The following is a 15,501-nucleotide window of genomic DNA, read 5'->3' as shown; positions in this document are numbered from 1 at the left end:
CGGGGGTCAGCTGCCCCAGACATAGATGACGGCGAACAGCACCAGCCAGATCACGTCGACAAAGTGCCAGTACCAGGCGGCGGCCTCGAACCCCAGATGCTGGTCCTTGGTCATCTGGCCGCGCTGCAGGCGCAGCAGGCAGACGGCCAGGAAGATCGTGCCGATGATGACATGCAACCCGTGGAAGCCGGTGGCGATGTAGAACGCCGCCGCATAGGCCGTGTCGGACAGGCCAAAGGCCGCGTGGCTGTACTCATAGGCCTGCATCCCGGTGAAGATGATGCCCAGGATCACGGCGATGGCCAGGCCGTTGATGGCCACCTTGCGGTCGCCCTCATGCACCCAGGCATGATGCGCCCAGGTGACGGCCACGCCCGACAGCAGCAGGATCAGCGTGTTGATGAAGGGCAGGTGCCAGGCATCGAACGTCTCGATCCCTGCGGGGGGCCAGACGCCGTCGACCAGGGGGCTGTTCTCGCTCATGGGATACATGGCGTGCTTGATGAAGTTCCAGAACAGCGACGCGAACAGCATCGCCTCGGACATCACGAACAGGATGAAGCCGTATTGCAGGCCAAGGCGCACGACCGGGGTGTGGTCACCCGATTCGGCCTCGCGGACCATGTCGGCCCACCAGGCAAAGGCGACATAGCAGGTCGCGACCAGGCCGATGGCGAACATCCACGGCCCGGTGATGGCGATGCCCATCACCGTGACCTCGCCGGTCATCCATGCCACGGCGCCGAACAGCATGACGAAGACCGCAACGCCGGTCAGGAACGGCCAGACCGAGGCCGGAAGAATGTGATAGTCGTGGTTCTTTGCATGCGCCATGGCGGATCCCCGTCGGCTCCCTCGTATTCGTCTTAGTTGATGGTGTCGGACGCGCCGGTGTCAAGCGCGGCACTGCGCGGTTCGGTCCGATGGAAGGTGTAGGACAGCGTGATGTCACGCACATGACCGGCATCGCGGTCGTCCACAAGCTCGGGATCGACATAGAAGCTGACGGGCATCTCGATGCTCTCGCCGGGCTGCAGGGTCTGCTCGGTAAAGCAGAAACACTCGACCTTGATGAAATAATATCCGGTCACCTCGGGGGCGACGTTGTAGCTGGCCGTGCCGGTCAGCGGCACGTCGGAGGTGTTCACCGCCTCGTAGAAGGCCAGGCCGCTCTCTCCGATCTTCAGGTCCATGCGGGTCTGCATCGGGCGGAAGGTCCAGCCCAGATTGGCGTCCACATTGGCGTCGAAGCGCACGCGCACGACCTCGTCCAGGATGGTGTCGGAGGCGCTCTCGGCGGTCTGGGTCGTGCCGCCGAAGCCGGTGACGCGGCAGAACCAGTCATAGAAGGGCACCGCCGCCCAGGACAGCGCGCCCATGGTCACGACAACGCCCAGCAGCATGGCGACCGTGCGGCCCTCGGGGCTGAGACGTTTCATTGCTGCACCTCCTGGACGGGCGCGACCGGCTCCACGATGGGCGTCATCGACACGCGCGGCTGGTGATCATAAGCCTCCAGCAGGCCACCCTGCTGGACCTTGACGACGGTCAGCGCAAAGACCAGCGCGACAAAGCCGATCAGGACGACGCCCAGACCGACATTGCGCGATTTGCGGCGACCATGGATCTCGTGTTCTGTTCTCAGCGCCATGTTACCAGCCTCCGATCCAGCTTTGCACCAGCAGTGCCAAGAAATGCAGGAACAGGTAATACAGCGACAGCTTGAACACCCGTTTCTCGACCGCGTAGCCATCGGCGATGGCGGTCTCCTCGGCGCGGCGCAGGATCTGCCAGCCGCCGCGGATGAAGGCCGCGTTCAGCACCACCGCCACCGCCATGTACAGCGGGCCGCCGACCGAGGTCAGGCCCAGCCACAGCGCAAAGGGCGCCAAAACCAGCGTATAGGCAAAGATGTGGCGCCGCGCGACCTGGCGACCATGGGTCACGGTCAGCATCGGCACCCCGGCCTTGTGATAGTCCTCCTTCATGAACAGCGCCAGCGCCCAGAAATGGGGCGGCGTCCAGAAGAAGACCAGCGCGAACATCAACACCGATTCGATGCTGATCCCGCCGGTGGCGCAGGCCCATCCGATCATCGGGGGGAACGCGCCTGCGGCACCGCCGATGACGATGTTCTGCGGCGTCCAGCGCTTCAGCCAGACGGTATAGACGACGGCGTAGAAGAAGATGGTAAAGGCCAGGAACGCGGCCGCGAACCAGTTTGCGACCAGCCCCAGCATCATCACCGAGATGACCGACAGCACCAGCCCCAGGCCCAAGGCCGCACCGCCATCCACGCGCCCCGAGGGGATCGGACGGGTCTGGGTGCGGTTCATGATCGCGTCGATGTCGCGGTCGTACCACATGTTCAGCGCGCCCGAGGCGCCGCCGCCCAAAGCGATGAACAGGACCGAGCAGAAGGCGATGAAGGGATGCACGTCGACGGGGGCCACGAACAGGCCGACAAAGGCCGTGAACACGACCAGCGACATGACGCGGGGCTTCAGCAGGGCGACGAAATCGCCGAACTCTGCCTCGGGGGTGGCCTCGTATGCGTTGATATCGGTCATCGCGCCTGCATTCTGTTTCCTTGGCCGCGCCGGCAGGATGCCGCCGCGACCTGGGTTCTAGGTCGGATCACTCGGCGCGGGCCAGGTCGATCCGGGCGTCGCTGTCCAGGCTGGCGGTGGCGGCGGGCTCGTCGCCCAGGGTGCCGCCCTGCTCAGCCACCCAGGCCGCATAGACCTCGGGGCTGACGGCCTTGACGACGATGGGCATATAGGCGTGGCTGATGCCGCACAGCTCGCTGCACTGGCCGAAATAGGTGCCCTCACGCTCGACGTTGAACCAGGCCTGGGCGATGCGGCCGGGGACCGCGTCCTGCTTCACGGCAAAGGCCGGGATGGTCCAGGAGTGGATCACGTCGCTGGCCGTCACCTGCAGCAGGACGGTCTGGCCCACGGGCACGACCACGGCGGTGTCGGTCGCCAGCAGGTATTCATCGGGCGCATAGCCGTAATCGGCCAGCTCATCCTCGGCCAGCATCAGCGAATCGAAGGCGATGCCATTGTCGGGATATTCATAGGACCAATACCACTGGTGGCCGGTGACCTTGACCACGACGTCGGGATTTTCCGGCATCTCCTGGCTGCGGAACAGGATCGGCAGCGAGAACGCCCCGATGGCCACCAGGATCAGCACGGGAACCAGCGTCCAGCCGATCTCCAGCGGGGTGTTATGCGTGAATTTCGCGGGAACCGGGTTCGCCCGGCTGTTGAACCGGAAGATCACGATCAGCAGCAGCACGCAGACGAACACCGTCACGACCGCGATGATGATCAGCACGAAATAGTCCAGCCATTGCTGGTCGCGCGCCAGTTCCGTCGCAGCCGGCTGAAAGCCCATGCCCCCCGCGACCGGCTTTCCGATCGTGGGCAGATCGCCCAGCACACCCTGCGCCGCAGCCGTCCCGGCCAGCATGCCCGCGGATGCGAACCCCGTCGCTGCCGCGAATGCACGGCCCATCATCGCTTTTGCCATCATTCCATCCCGTTGCAGTGGCCCGGCCTCAATGGCCGCAGGGGCGGCCGGGAGGCTGCCCCTTTTCCTTTCACAGTGACCGTTCTATGACCATATCTCGCCCCTCCGGGCAAGTCATACCTACAGTATTTCCGGTCCCGAGGGGAACGCGACCCCCTGCCGCGCCCGACACGACGCCGCCCCGAACCCGTTCCGAACCCGCCAGGAGACCCGCATGACCCGACCGTCCTTCGATCCCTTCTCGACCGACCTGGACCGCGACCGCGCGCTGCGGGTCCTGCGCGACGCCGTGGCTGGGGCCGATGACGGAGAGCTGTTCCTGGAACGCAGCCAATCGGAATCGCTGGTCTTCGACGACGGGCGGCTGCGCAATTCCAGCTTCATGGCGGGGCGCGGCTTTGGCCTGCGCGCGGTCCTGGGAGAGGTCACCGGATACGCCCATTCGACCGAGATAACAGAGGCATCCCTGCGCCGCGCGGCCGAAACCGCCCGTCTGGCCGTGGGCCGCGGCGGCGGGACGGCGGCGCTGCCCTCGCCGATGCGGCCGGTCTCGCTCTATCCCGCGATCGACCCGGCCGAGGGCATCCCCGTCGCCCGCCGCATCGCCCTGTTGCGAGAGATCGACGCCTTTGCCCGCGCGCTGGACCCGCGTGTCGTTCAGGTCACGGTCTCGATGGGCAGCAGCCTGCAGGAGATCGCCATCCTGCGCCCCGAGGGCGGGCTGGCCACCGACATCCGCCCCATGGCGCGTCTGAATGTCGCGGTCATCGTCGAGAACAACGACCGCCGCGAAAGCGGCAGCGCGGGCGGCGGCGGGCGGCACGGGCTGGACCAGCTGATGGCGCCCGACCACTGGCAGGGCCTGGTCCACGAGGCGCTGCGCATCGCGCTGGTCAACCTGCGCTCGGTCCCCGCGCCTGCGGGAGTGATGGACGTGGTCCTGGGGCCGGGCTGGCCGGGGATCCTGCTGCACGAGGCCGTGGGCCACGGGCTGGAGGGCGATTTCAACCGCAAGAAGGCCTCGGCCTTTGCCGGGCTGATGGGCCAGCGCGTCGCCGCCCCCGGCGTGACCGTCATCGACGACGGCACCATCGAGGGCCGCCGCGGCAGCATCAACATCGACGACGAGGGCACGCCCCCCGCCCGCAACGTGCTGATCGAGGACGGCATCCTGACCGGCTATATGCAGGACCGCCAGAACGCGCGCCTGATGGGCGTGGACCCCACCGGCAACGGCCGGCGCGAAAGTTTCGCCCATGTGCCCATGCCGCGCATGACCAACACCTACATGCCCGGCGGCGACGCCGACCCGGCGGCGATCCTGGCCGACCTCCGGGACGGCATCTATGCGGTGGGCTTTGGCGGCGGCCAGGTCGACATCACCAACGGCAAGTTCGTGTTCAGCTGCACCGAGGCCTATCGCGTCAGGAACGGCGTCGTGGGCGACCCGATTCGCGGCGCCACCCTGATCGGCGACGGCGCGACCGCCCTGCAGCAGGTCCGCGCCATCGGAAACGACATGGCGCTGGACCCCGGCATCGGCAATTGCGGCAAGCAGGGCCAGTGGGTTCCGGTGGGCGTGGGCCAGCCCACATTGATGATCGGCGGGCTGACGGTCGGCGGATCGGCTGCCTGAGGGCGCCCGGACCGCCGACGCTAACCGATTGTTAACCACCCTTGGGCTATCTGTTGGGGCAGACCTGACGGAGGTGACCCATGACGATCGGACTTGCGCCTGCCCGTTTCGGGCTGCCCTCTGTCGATGACGACCTGACGGTGCTGCGGCTGATCCGGTCGCGCCGGGTGGGGCCCGCGACCTTTCACCGGCTGATCGCCGAACATGGCAGCGCCCGCGCCGCGCTGGAGGCCCTGCCCCAGATCGCGGCGGGGTCCGGCATCGCCGATTATCAATGCTGTCCCGAAGGCGTAGCCGCCGCCGAACTGGCCGCCGGCCGGCGTGCCGGGGCGCGGCTGGTGCGCCATGACAGCGCCGCCTATCCCGATGCGCTGCGCCAGATCGACGGCGCGCCCGCCGTGCTGTGGGTGCGCGGCGATCCGGCCTGGCTGTCGCGCGACACCATCGCGGTAATCGGGGCGCGCAACGCCTCGTCCCTGGGGCTGCGGATGGCGCGGGGGATGGCCGCGGGCCTGGCCGAAGCGGGCTATGTCGTGGCCGCAGGCCTTGCGCGAGGCGTGGATACCGCCGCCCATGACGCCGCGCTGGCCACCGGCACCATCGCCGTGTTGGCGGGCGGGGTCGATGTCATCTATCCGGCCGAAAATGCGGCCCTGGCCGCCCGGATCGCGGAAACCGGCGCGCTGATTTCGGAACAGCCCCCGGGGACAGAGCCTGCGGCCCGGCACTTTCCGACCCGCAACCGGATCGTCTCGGGCCTGTCGCAGGCGGTCGTGGTGATCGAGGCCGCGCAGCGGTCCGGCACGCTGATCACCGCCCGCAACGCGCTGGACCAGGGCCGCGAGGTGATGGCCGTGCCCGGACACCCGATGGATGCACGGGCCGCCGGATGCAACGCGCTGATCCGCGACGGGGCCACCCTGGTGCGCAGCGCCGCCGATGTCGCCGATGCGCTGGCCCTGACGCGGCCGCTGGCCCCCACCCTGCCGCTGGCCCCGCCGCGGGAGGTCACAGCATCCGCGATCGCGGCGCCCGAGCCGGTGCGCCCCGCGCGCGATTCAGGTGGCCCGATCCACCTGGAGAGCCGCATCCTGTCGCGGCTTGGCCCCTCCCCGACCGAGGAGAACGACCTGATCCGCGACCTGGGCGTACCCGCGGCCACGGCGAATGCGGTGATCCTGTCGCTGGAGCTGCAGGGGCGCGTCACCCGTCTGGCGGGGGGCCGTCTGGCGCTGTCGTGACACCCATCCCGCGGTGTTGTGCTGTCACCCCCCGTTGACACTGCCCCGCCCGGCACCCATCTTGCCGCCCCATTGCAGTTGTCCGAGGTGATCATGCCCGTCGTCGTCGTCGAATCCCCGGCCAAGGCCAAGACCATCGAGAAATACTTGGGGTCCGACTATCGGGTTCTGGCCAGTTTCGGCCATGTCCGCGACCTGCCGCCCAAGGATGGCAGCGTCGATACCGACAACGATTTCGACATGAAATGGGAGGTGGCGGCCGACAGCCGCAAGCATCTCAAGGCCATCAAGGACGCGCTGAAGGACGACCAGACGCTGATCCTGGCCACCGACCCCGACCGCGAGGGCGAGGCGATCAGCTGGCACCTGCTGGAAGCGCTGGCCCCGGCCCTCAAGAAGGGCGCCGAGGTCAGCCGCGTGACCTTCAACGCGATCACCAAGACTGCCGTGACCGAGGCGATGGGCCGCCCCCGCCAGATCGACCAGCCGCTGGTCGACGCCTATCTGGCGCGGCGCGCGCTGGACTATCTGGTGGGGTTCAAGCTGTCGCCGGTTCTATGGCGCAAGCTGCCGGGCGCGAAATCGGCGGGCCGGGTGCAATCGGTCTGCCTGCGCCTGATCGTCGACCGCGAGATGGAGATCGAGGCGTTCCGCGCCCGCGAATACTGGTCCGTTCATGCCCGCTTGGCCACGCCCGGCGGCGAGGAATACGACGCCGCCCTGGTGTCGCTGGCCGGGAAAAAGCTGGACCGGTTCGACCTGGCCACCGCCGATCAGGCCGCCATGGCGCTGAGCGCGGTGACCAGCCGCGACCTCAAGGTCACGTCCGTCGCGGCCAAGCCGGCCAGCCGCAATCCGTGGCCGCCCTTCATGACCTCGACCTTGCAGCAGGAGGCCAGCCGCAAGATGGGCATGGGCGCCAAGGCCTGCATGTCGGCGGCTCAGCGCCTCTATGAGGCCGGGCTGATCACCTATATGCGGACCGACGGCATCGACATGGCCCCCGAGGCCGTGATGGCCGCCCGCGACGCGATCAAGGCCAAGTTCGGCGAGACATACCTGCCGAAATCGCCGCGCATGTACAAGAACAAGGCCAAGAACGCCCAAGAGGCGCATGAATGCATCCGCCCAACCGACATGATGGTGTCGCCCGACAAGGCACGGCTGACCGCCGACGACCAGCGCAAGCTGTATGACCTGATCTGGAAGCGCACGATCGCCAGCCAGATGGAGGCCGCCCGGATGGAGCGCACCACGGTCGAGATCGCCAGCCCCGACGATCAGGTCGGCCTGCGCGCCACTGGTCAGGTGATGCTGTTCGACGGCTTTCTGCGCGTCTATGACCAGGGCCGCGACGACGATGACGGCGAGGACAGCGCCCGCCTGCCCGCGATCACCCAGGGAGAGGTCGCGCGCCTGGTCGCCAACGCCTTTGACGACGATCTGGTCAAGGCCCGCGAAAAGGGCGGCGACCCCGCGCCCGCCCCCGCCGGACAGCGCAGCGCACCCGGCCTGCTGACGAATGACAGCGCGCAGGCCGCCGCGCGCCAGCATTTCACGCAGCCGCCCCCCCGCTATACCGAGGCCACGCTGGTCAAGCGGATGGAGGAGCTGGGCATCGGCCGCCCGTCGACCTATGCCAGCATCGTCACCACGATCCAGGACCGCGAATATGTCCGCAAGGACAAGAACCGCCTGATCGCCGAGGACAAGGGCCGGCTGGTCACGATCTTTCTGCTGAAATACTTTCCGCGCTATGTCAGCTATGACTTCACCGCCGATCTGGAAAACGAGCTGGACGAGATCAGCGCCGGCGACCGGTTGTGGCGCGAGGTTCTGACCCGCTTCTGGAAGGATTTCTCCAAGGCGCTGGAGGGCACCTCCGAGCTGCGCATCACCGAGGTGCTGGAGGCCATCGACGACGCGCTGGCCCCGCATCTGTATCCGCCGCGCGCGGATGGCGGCGATCCGCGCGAATGCCCCGTCTGCGGGGCCGGGCGGCTGAACCTGAAGACCGCGCGGTCGGGCGGGGCCTTCATCGGCTGCACCAACTACCCCGAATGCCGCTATACGCGCCCGTTGTCATCGCCCGACGGCGAGGCGCCGGTGGGCGACCGCGTGCTGGGCGAGGATGCGGGCGATCAGATCAGCCTCAAAACCGGGCGGTTTGGCCCCTATGTCCAGCGCGGCGAGGCGACCGAAGAGGTCCCGAAACCGCCCCGCGCCTCGATCCCCAAGGGCTGGGATGCCGCCACGCTGGAGCTGGACCGCGCCCTGCAGCTGCTGTCCCTGCCCCGCCCCGTCGGCCCCCACCCCGAGGATGGCGCGCTGATCGAGGCCAGCATCGGCCGGTTCGGCCCCTATGTGAAGCACGGCTCGAAATACGCCAACCTGCCGGATGTGGACGAGGTGTTCACCATCGGCATGAACCGCGCGGTCGAGGTGCTGGCGGCCAAGCAGGTCCGCGGGGGCCGCGGCGCGGCGGCCGCCCCCCTGCGCGAGCTGGGAGAGCATCCCGATGGCGGCCCGATCCAGATCATGGACGGCAAGTACGGCCCCTATGTGAAATGGGCCAAGGTCAACGCAACCCTGCCCCGCGGCATCGCGACCGAGGATCTGACCGTCGAACAGGCGCTGGAGTTGATCGCCGCGAAGGCCGCGAAATCCCCGGCCAAGGCCAAGAAGCCCGCCGCGAAGAAGGCCCCGGCCAAGTCCGCAGCCAAGACGACGACCAAGGCTGCCGCCAAGAAGCCTGCCGCAAAGAAGGCACCCGCCAAGAAGGCCGCGCCCTCAAAGGCCCCACCCAAGGAGGGCTGACCGCCCGAGGTCGCGGCGCTAACAGCCGCCCCCTGCGATTGACACCGTCGCGGGGGCGGGCAACAACTTGGCCATCACCGGGATTTCAGCAGGGGAGGGCCGATGAAAAAGGTCTATGGAACGGCAGCAGAGGCCTTGGACGGCCTTCTGCATGACGGGATGTTCATCGCTGCGGGGGGGTTCGGTCTGTGCGGCATCCCCGAGCTGCTGATCGACGCGCTGGTCGAGGCCAAGGTCAAGGATCTGACCATCGCCAGCAACAATTGCGGCGTGGACGGGTTCGGCCTGGGCAAGCTGCTGGACACGCACCAGATCAAGAAGATGATCAGCAGCTATGTCGGCGAAAATGCCGAATTCATGCGCCAATACCTGTCCGGAGAGCTGGAGCTGGAGTTCAACCCCCAAGGCACCCTGGCCGAACGCATGCGTGCGGGCGGTGCGGGCATCCCCGGCTTTTACACCAAGACCGGCGTCGGCACCGTCATCGCCGAGGGCAAGGAGGTCAAGAATTTCGACGGCCAGGACTATATCCTGGAACGTGGAATCGTGGCAGACCTGTCCATCGTCAAGGCCTGGAAGGCCGATGACACAGGCAACCTGGTGTTCCGCAAGACGGCGCGCAACTTCAACCCGCCCGCCGCGATGTGCGGCAAGGTCTGCGTGGCCGAGGTCGAGGAGATCGTGCCGCGCGGCAGCCTGGACCCCGACCTGATCCACCTGCCGGGCATCTATGTCCACCGGATCATCCAGGGCAGCCACGAAAAGCGCATTGAACAGCGCACCACCCGCAAGAAGGAGGCCGTGTGATGACCAAGGGCTGGGATCGCAACCAGATGGCCGCCCGCGCGGCCCAGGAGCTGGAGGACGGCTGGTACGTGAACCTTGGCATCGGCATCCCGACGCTGGTGGCCAATTATGTCGGCGACAAGGACATCACCCTGCAGTCGGAAAACGGCATGCTGGGCATGGGCCCCTTCCCCTTTGAGGGCGATGAGGACCCCGACCTGATCAACGCGGGCAAGCAGACCATCACCGAGCTGTCGCGCACCAGCTATTTCGACAGCGCCACCAGCTTTGGCATGATCCGCGGCGGCAAGATCGCGGCGGCCATCCTGGGCGCGATGGAGGTGTCGGAACAGGGCGACCTGGCCAACTGGATGATTCCCGGCAAGCTGGTCAAGGGTATGGGCGGCGCGATGGACCTGGTGGCGGGCGTGGGCCGCGTGATCGTGGTCATGGACCACACCAACAAGGCGGGCGAATCCAAGGTGCTGCGCGACTGCACCCTGCCCCTGACCGGCAAGGGCGTGGTTGACCGCATCATCACCAATCTGGGCGCCCTGGACGTGGTCGAGGGCGGGCTGCGCATCGTCCAGCTGGCCGATGGCGTGACCGAGGACGAGCTGCGCGCCGCGACCCAGGCCACGCTGGTCTGAGACCGACCGATCCGAACCGATGACGGGGGGCCCGCGCCCCCCGTCCGTCATTCCAGCCGCGATGAAAGGTCCGCCGATGGACGCGCCCCTGATCGAACGCCTGTTCACCCGCCCCGACGGCAGCTTTCTGTGCGCGCGGTGGGGGCGGCCGGTGGCGCCGGTCGTCTTCGGGCTGGCCGATGGCAGCCTGGACATCCTGCGCGCCGCACTGCGCGCGGGCTATGCCCATGCGCGCCATCCGATGGATGAGACCGACCCCGAGACGGGCGCGAGCCTGATGATCTTCTTTGTGCGGGACTGGGCAGAGCTGTCCGATCTGCCCGATCTGGACCGGCTGACCGGCATTGCCGACCTGCCCGCGCGTCTGGCCGGGCAGCAGGCCGACCGCTATCGCCTGTTCCGCTTTGACGAGGCCGGGGCCATCCGCGCCTGCCTGATGTTCCTGAACATGGGCGGCCCGCTGGCCGAGGCCCATCCGGGCGTTCTGGCCGAGACGCTGATGATGCAATCCGCGCTGACCTTCTCGGGCGAGGTCACGCCCTCGGCCGCGCTGGCCGCGCTGATCCGCGCGGCCTATGACCCGGTCCTGCCGGTGGCCACCACCCAGCCCGCGCATGCGCTGCGGCTGGCGGCGCGGCTGGCGGTCTAGGGGGTCAGACCCTCGGGGTCGGGCAGGCCGTTGCTGCGCGCCGTCGCGGTCAGCGTGTTGGCCAGCAGGCAGGCGATGGTCATCGGCCCCACCCCGCCCGGCACCGGCGTGATCGCCCCTGCAATCTGCGAAGCGGCGGCGAAATCGACATCACCGACCAGCCCGGCCTCGGTCCGGTTGATGCCCACGTCGATCACCGTCGCGCCCGGCTTGATCCAGTCGCCCTGAACGAAATGCGCGCGCCCCACCGCCGCGACCAGAATGTCGGCCTGACGGCACAGCGCGGCCAGGTCCTGCGTGCGCGAATGCGCCACCGTGACCGTCGCGCTGTCGCGCAGCAGCAGCTGCGCCATGGGCTTGCCCACGATGTTGCTGCGGCCGATGACCACCGCGTTGCGCCCGGCCAGCGACCCCAGATGGTCGCGCAGCAGCATCAGGCAGCCCAGGGGCGTGCAGGGCACCATCGCCTTCTGTCCCGTGGCCAGACGGCCCACGTTCAGGATGTGGAACCCGTCCACGTCCTTTTCGGGCAGGATGGCGTTGATGACGGCGGCCTCGTCCAGGCCCTTGGGCAGGGGCAGCTGCACCAGGATGCCGTTCACCGCCGGATCGGCGTTCAGCCGCGCGATCAGCGCCAGCAGCGTCTGTTGGTCGGTGGTGGCGGGCAGGCGATGCTCGAACGAGGTCATGCCGACCTCGCGCGTCATGCGCCCCTTGGAGCGGACATAGACCTGGCTGGCCGGGTCCTCGCCCACCAGCACCACGGCCAGGCCGGGCACGATGCCCCGGGGCGCCAGATCGGCGACCTGGGCGGCGATGCGGGCGCGCAGGTGGGCGGCAAAGGCCTTGCCGTCAAGGGTCTGGGCGGTCATGGGCGGTCCTTGCTCAGCTGGCGTTCTTCCTGGGCGATGGCGGCCTCGATCAGCTGCCGCCACAGGCGGTCATAGAGGTCGGGGTCCAGGCCGTGCCCCTGGGCGTGGCGGCGGACATTGGCGACCACCTCCTCGACGCGGTCGTCGATGCGGGCGGGCATGCCGTTTCCGGCCTTGATCTGGGCGGCGCGGTCGATCAGCGCATGGCGCCGCGCCAGCAGGGCCATCAGCTGCGCGTCCAGGGCGTCGATCTCGACCCGCAGGGCGGGCATGTCGGGAATGTCATTGATCCGGGTCATCGTGCCCGACCCATGCACCGCGCGACGCAAAATCGCAAGAGGGACTAGCCCTTCAGCGGCTGCTGCAGGGCGCGGCGCAGCTGGCGCAGCTGTTCGCGCAGCTGCCGTGCGGTCTCGGACTCCAGCCCGGTATTGCGGGTCACGCAGGTCAGCACGCGATCGGCCTCGGATTTCAGCGCGGCGCCCTGCGGGGTCAGCGACACCAGCACGCGCCGCTCGTCCCGGGTGTCGCGCAGGCGGGTGACCAGGGACGCGCCCTCCAGCCGCTTGATCAGCGGGGTCAGCGTGCTGCTGTCCAGTCCCAGGGTCTCTCCGATGCGCCCGACGCTCTGGCCGTCGGCCATCCATAGGCTGAGCATCACCAGAAACTGCGGATAGGTCAGGCCCAACGGGTCCAGCAATGGCTTGTAGACCCGCCCGAATGCCAGGTTAGCGGCATAGACATCGAAACACAGCATCGCGTCGAAAGGCGACGGACTGGACGAGGCGGGGTCATCGCTCATATCCACGATGTAATTGCACATGACGCAGATCGCAACAGTTGCAATTGCAACATGGTTACTTATATCGCGCACGATATATTACCGTTAAAGGAAATACCGACGATCACCAAGGTCCTGTATCACACCGCCGCAACCGCGACGGGGGGTGGGCGCAACGGCCACACCGCTCTGAATGACGGCAGCCAGGCGTTCGACCTGGACGTGCCCAAGGAGCTGGGGCGGACCCGGCGGAGAGGGGCTGAACCCCGAAAAGCTGTTCGCGCTCGGCTATGCGGCCTGCTTCATGGGGGCGATGCGCCACTATGCCGCGTCGCGCAAGGTCGCCGTGCCGGACGATGCCTCGGTCGAGGTGACGGTCGGCATCGGCCCGCGCGAGGATACCGGATTTGGCCTTGCCGTCCAGATCGTGGTCAGCCTGCCGGGCCTGGAGCGTGACGTGGCGCAGGACCTGATCGACGGTGGCCACAAGGTCTGCCCCTATTCGCATGCCACCGGCGGCACGCTGGACATCACCCCGACGCTGGCCTGAACCAGGGACGCTGGCTTGAACCAAGAAAGAACCCCGGTCCATCGGACCGGGGTTCTGTCGTCTCAGGCCGGGGCCGGGTCGCCGCCCGGGGCGGGCTTCGTCCGCGGGATCGCGGTCACCGAGGGGATCACGCTGGCCGGGGTGTCGTCGTCATCCCCGCCGATCGAGTCACCGCGCAGGATGCGGGCGATCTCGGCGCCGGTCAGGGTCTCGTACTCCAGCAGGCCCTTGGCCATCCGCTCAAATTCGACCTCCTTCTCAAGCAGGATGGCACGCGCCTCCTGATAGCCGGCCTCGATCAGCTCGCGGACCTCCTGCTCGATCAGCTCCTTGGTCGCGGCCGAGACCGAGAACCCGCCGGTGCTGCCGTTATAGCCCTCATGCGCCTCGGAATAGTCCACCGCGCCGACCTTGTCCGACATGCCCCACCGCATGACCATCGCACGGGCCAAGGCGCTGGCCTGCTGGATGTCGCCCGCAGGGCCGTTCGACACGCCCTCCTCACCATACTTGATGATCTCGGCAGCCTTGCCGGCCATGGTCATGGTGATGCGCTGCTTGGCCTCGTCCTTGTGCATGTTCAGGCGGTCCATCTCGGGCAGGCTGACGACCATGCCCAGGGCACCGCCGCGCGGAATGATCGTGGCCTTGTAGACCGGATCGCATTTCGGCAGCGACAGACCCACGACGGCGTGACCGGCCTCATGATACGCGGTCTTTTCCTTCTGCTCGGGCGTCAGGACCAGACTGCGACGCTCGACGCCCAGCATGACCTTGTCCTTGGCATTCTCGAAATCGGCCATGCTGACAAAGCGGCGACCGATCCGGGCGGCGCCCAGGGCGGCCTCGTTCACCAGGTTCATCAGGTCGGCGCCCGAAAAGCCGGGCGTGCCGCGCGCGATCAGACGCAGGTCGACATCGGGACCGACCGGCACCTTGCGGGCATGGACCGACAGGATGCGCTCGCGGCCCTTGATGTCGGGGTTCGGCACGTGGATCGTGCGGTCAAAGCGCCCCGGGCGCAGCAGCGCGGGGTCCAGCACGTCCTTGCGGTTGGTGGCGGCGATAATGATGATGCCTTCGTTCGCCTCAAAGCCGTCCATCTCGACCAGCAGCTGGTTCAGGGTCTGCTCACGCTCATCGTTGCCACCGCCGATGCCCACGCCACGGGCACGGCCCACAGCATCGATCTCGTCGATGAACAGGATGCAGGGGGCCGATTTCTTGGCCTGCTCGAACATGTCGCGCACGCGGCTGGCGCCGACGCCCACGAACATCTCGACAAAGTCCGACCCCGAGATGGTGAAGAACGGCACGCCCGCCTCGCCCGCGATGGCGCGCGCCAGAAGGGTCTTACCGGTACCCGGAGGGCCGACAAGCAGCGCGCCCTTGGGGATCTTGCCACCAAGACGGCTGAACTTCTGCGGGTTGCGCAGGAATTCGACGATCTCTTCCAGCTCCTCCTTGGCCTCGTCGATGCCCGCGACATCGTCAAAGGTCACGCGGCCGTGCTTTTCGGTCAGCAGCTTGGCCTTGGACTTGCCAAAGCCCATCGCGCCGCCCTTTCCGCCGCCCTGCATGCGGTTCATGAAAAAGATCCACACCCCGATCAGCAGGATGAACGGCAGCCAGACGCCCAGCATGGACATCAGCCCGCTGCTCTGCTGCTTGACCACGCGGACATCGACGCCCTGCTGGATCAGGCGGTCGCTGATATCCTCGCCCATCGGGCGCACGGTCGCGAACTGTTCGCCATTGGCGCCGGTGATGGCCACGTCCTCGCCGTCGATGGTGACGGCGCTGACCTGGTTGTTCTGCACGCGCTGAATGAATTCGGAATAGCTGATCTGGTTGCGGTTCATCGACCCCGACCCGTCGCTGAACAGGTTGAACAGGGCAAGGATCATCAGGAACAGAACCACCCAGAAGGCGAAGTTGCGTGCGTTGCCCAATTCGGGTCCTCCGGCGGAATGCGGTTT

General features: G+C 67.5%; 16 protein-coding genes. 7 read left to right on the top strand and 9 right to left on the bottom strand.

From position 1 onward, the window contains the following. Nucleotides 1-6: 6 nt before the first annotated feature. The 5 genes from FA740_RS12330 to coxB form a co-directional block, all read right to left on the bottom strand. Nucleotides 7-834 (bottom strand): cytochrome c oxidase subunit 3, encoded by an 828-nt coding sequence (locus FA740_RS12330; protein ID WP_136857077.1) that lies wholly within the window; start codon nucleotides 832-834, stop codon nucleotides 7-9. A gap of 32 nt (nucleotides 835-866) precedes the next feature. Continuing rightward, entirely contained in the window at nucleotides 867-1,439 is a 573-nt protein-coding gene (locus tag FA740_RS12325; protein ID WP_136857076.1) for a cytochrome c oxidase assembly protein, read from the bottom strand. Next, nucleotides 1,436-1,651 (bottom strand): hypothetical protein, encoded by a 216-nt coding sequence (locus tag FA740_RS12320; protein WP_136857075.1) that lies wholly within the window; start codon nucleotides 1,649-1,651, stop codon nucleotides 1,436-1,438. The genes FA740_RS12325 and FA740_RS12320 overlap by 4 nt, the downstream gene beginning before the upstream one ends. Before the next feature lies 1 nt (nucleotide 1,652). Next, nucleotides 1,653-2,570, bottom strand: coding sequence for a heme o synthase (gene cyoE / locus FA740_RS12315; protein WP_136857074.1), 918 nt, complete (start codon nucleotides 2,568-2,570; stop codon nucleotides 1,653-1,655). 67 nt (nucleotides 2,571-2,637) lie between these two features. After that, on the bottom strand, nucleotides 2,638-3,528 hold the full coding sequence (gene coxB / locus FA740_RS12310) for a cytochrome c oxidase subunit II (protein ID WP_246053614.1): 891 nt from the start codon (nucleotides 3,526-3,528) through the stop codon (nucleotides 2,638-2,640). Between the two features lie 226 nt (nucleotides 3,529-3,754). On the opposite strand from coxB, the gene tldD reads away from it, so the two are divergent. The 6 genes from tldD to FA740_RS12280 all read left to right on the top strand — a co-directional run bounded on the left by tldD (nucleotide 3,755) and on the right by FA740_RS12280 (nucleotide 11,319). Next, nucleotides 3,755-5,176: a metalloprotease TldD gene (gene tldD / locus FA740_RS12305; protein WP_136857072.1), complete on the top strand. Its 1,422-nt coding sequence runs from the start codon at nucleotides 3,755-3,757 to the stop codon at nucleotides 5,174-5,176. Between the two features lie 80 nt (nucleotides 5,177-5,256). Continuing rightward, on the top strand, nucleotides 5,257-6,417 hold the full coding sequence (dprA, locus tag FA740_RS12300) for a DNA-processing protein DprA (RefSeq protein WP_136857071.1): 1,161 nt from the start codon (nucleotides 5,257-5,259) through the stop codon (nucleotides 6,415-6,417). Between the two features lie 93 nt (nucleotides 6,418-6,510). Then, nucleotides 6,511-9,234: a type I DNA topoisomerase gene (gene topA / locus FA740_RS12295; protein ID WP_136857070.1), complete on the top strand. Its 2,724-nt coding sequence runs from the start codon at nucleotides 6,511-6,513 to the stop codon at nucleotides 9,232-9,234. Between the two features lie 102 nt (nucleotides 9,235-9,336). Then, complete coding sequence (locus FA740_RS12290; RefSeq protein WP_136857069.1) at nucleotides 9,337-10,041, top strand: CoA transferase subunit A; 705 nt, start codon at nucleotides 9,337-9,339, stop codon at nucleotides 10,039-10,041. Further along, the gene (locus FA740_RS12285; RefSeq protein ID WP_136857068.1) at nucleotides 10,041-10,670 is read left to right on the top strand and encodes a 3-oxoacid CoA-transferase subunit B; all 630 of its coding nucleotides are present in this window, start codon (nucleotides 10,041-10,043) and stop codon (nucleotides 10,668-10,670) included. The genes FA740_RS12290 and FA740_RS12285 overlap by 1 nt, the downstream gene beginning before the upstream one ends. A gap of 76 nt (nucleotides 10,671-10,746) precedes the next feature. Continuing rightward, nucleotides 10,747-11,319, top strand: a complete 573-nt coding sequence (locus FA740_RS12280; protein ID WP_136857067.1) for a hypothetical protein — start codon at nucleotides 10,747-10,749, stop codon at nucleotides 11,317-11,319. Here FA740_RS12280 and folD read toward each other — a convergent pair. From folD to FA740_RS12265, 3 genes are read right to left on the bottom strand one after another with little or no spacing between them, the layout of a single operon-like run. Then, a complete protein-coding gene (gene folD, locus FA740_RS12275) occupies nucleotides 11,316-12,191 on the bottom strand; it encodes a bifunctional methylenetetrahydrofolate dehydrogenase/methenyltetrahydrofolate cyclohydrolase FolD (RefSeq protein ID WP_136857066.1) in 876 nt (291 codons plus the stop codon). The genes FA740_RS12280 and folD overlap by 4 nt on opposite strands. Continuing rightward, nucleotides 12,188-12,490, bottom strand: coding sequence for a chorismate mutase (locus FA740_RS12270; protein ID WP_136857065.1), 303 nt, complete (start codon nucleotides 12,488-12,490; stop codon nucleotides 12,188-12,190). Before FA740_RS12270 ends, folD begins: the two co-directional genes overlap by 4 nt. A 44-nt stretch (nucleotides 12,491-12,534) precedes the next feature. Then, complete coding sequence (locus FA740_RS12265) at nucleotides 12,535-12,993, bottom strand: MarR family winged helix-turn-helix transcriptional regulator (RefSeq protein WP_136857064.1); 459 nt, start codon at nucleotides 12,991-12,993, stop codon at nucleotides 12,535-12,537. Nucleotides 12,994-13,165: 172 nt separating this feature from the next. Here FA740_RS12265 and FA740_RS12260 point away from each other — a divergent pair, with 172 nt between their 5' ends. After that, a complete protein-coding gene (locus FA740_RS12260) occupies nucleotides 13,166-13,522 on the top strand; it encodes an Ohr family peroxiredoxin (protein WP_338119667.1) in 357 nt (118 codons plus the stop codon). 62 nt (nucleotides 13,523-13,584) lie between these two features. Here FA740_RS12260 and ftsH read toward each other — a convergent pair whose 3' ends face one another. After that, a complete protein-coding gene (gene ftsH / locus FA740_RS12255; protein ID WP_136857063.1) occupies nucleotides 13,585-15,474 on the bottom strand; it encodes an ATP-dependent zinc metalloprotease FtsH in 1,890 nt (629 codons plus the stop codon). Between the last annotated feature and the right edge of the window lie 27 nt (nucleotides 15,475-15,501).

The sequence above is a fragment of the Paracoccus hibiscisoli genome (assembly GCF_005048265.1).
In the GTDB taxonomy this organism is placed as follows: Bacteria; Pseudomonadota; Alphaproteobacteria; order Rhodobacterales; family Rhodobacteraceae; genus Paracoccus; species Paracoccus hibiscisoli.
This window is presented reverse-complemented; position numbering and strand designations above follow the sequence as displayed.

What these genes read in the sequence shown, in the direction of transcription:
- FA740_RS12325 (WP_136857076.1), bottom strand. Translation starts at nt 1,439, where the DNA reads ATGAAACGTCTCAGCCCCGAGGGCCGCACGGTCGCCATGCTGCTGGGC.
- cyoE (WP_136857074.1), bottom strand. Translation starts at nt 2,570, where the DNA reads ATGACCGATATCAACGCATACGAGGCCACCCCCGAGGCAGAGTTCGGC.
- FA740_RS12330 (WP_136857077.1), bottom strand. Translation starts at nt 834, where the DNA reads ATGGCGCATGCAAAGAACCACGACTATCACATTCTTCCGGCCTCGGTC.
- FA740_RS12270 (WP_136857065.1), bottom strand. Translation starts at nt 12,490, where the DNA reads ATGACCCGGATCAATGACATTCCCGACATGCCCGCCCTGCGGGTCGAG.
- FA740_RS12285 (WP_136857068.1), top strand. Translation starts at nt 10,041, where the DNA reads ATGACCAAGGGCTGGGATCGCAACCAGATGGCCGCCCGCGCGGCCCAG.
- FA740_RS12280 (WP_136857067.1), top strand. Translation starts at nt 10,747, where the DNA reads ATGGACGCGCCCCTGATCGAACGCCTGTTCACCCGCCCCGACGGCAGC.
- dprA (WP_136857071.1), top strand. Translation starts at nt 5,257, where the DNA reads ATGACGATCGGACTTGCGCCTGCCCGTTTCGGGCTGCCCTCTGTCGAT.
- coxB (WP_246053614.1), bottom strand. Translation starts at nt 3,528, where the DNA reads ATGATGGGCCGTGCATTCGCGGCAGCGACGGGGTTCGCATCCGCGGGC.
- tldD (WP_136857072.1), top strand. Translation starts at nt 3,755, where the DNA reads ATGACCCGACCGTCCTTCGATCCCTTCTCGACCGACCTGGACCGCGAC.
- FA740_RS12265 (WP_136857064.1), bottom strand. Translation starts at nt 12,993, where the DNA reads ATGAGCGATGACCCCGCCTCGTCCAGTCCGTCGCCTTTCGACGCGATG.
- FA740_RS12290 (WP_136857069.1), top strand. Translation starts at nt 9,337, where the DNA reads ATGAAAAAGGTCTATGGAACGGCAGCAGAGGCCTTGGACGGCCTTCTG.
- topA (WP_136857070.1), top strand. Translation starts at nt 6,511, where the DNA reads ATGCCCGTCGTCGTCGTCGAATCCCCGGCCAAGGCCAAGACCATCGAG.
- FA740_RS12260 (WP_338119667.1), top strand. Translation starts at nt 13,166, where the DNA reads ATGACGGCAGCCAGGCGTTCGACCTGGACGTGCCCAAGGAGCTGGGGC.
- folD (WP_136857066.1), bottom strand. Translation starts at nt 12,191, where the DNA reads ATGACCGCCCAGACCCTTGACGGCAAGGCCTTTGCCGCCCACCTGCGC.
- FA740_RS12320 (WP_136857075.1), bottom strand. Translation starts at nt 1,651, where the DNA reads ATGGCGCTGAGAACAGAACACGAGATCCATGGTCGCCGCAAATCGCGC.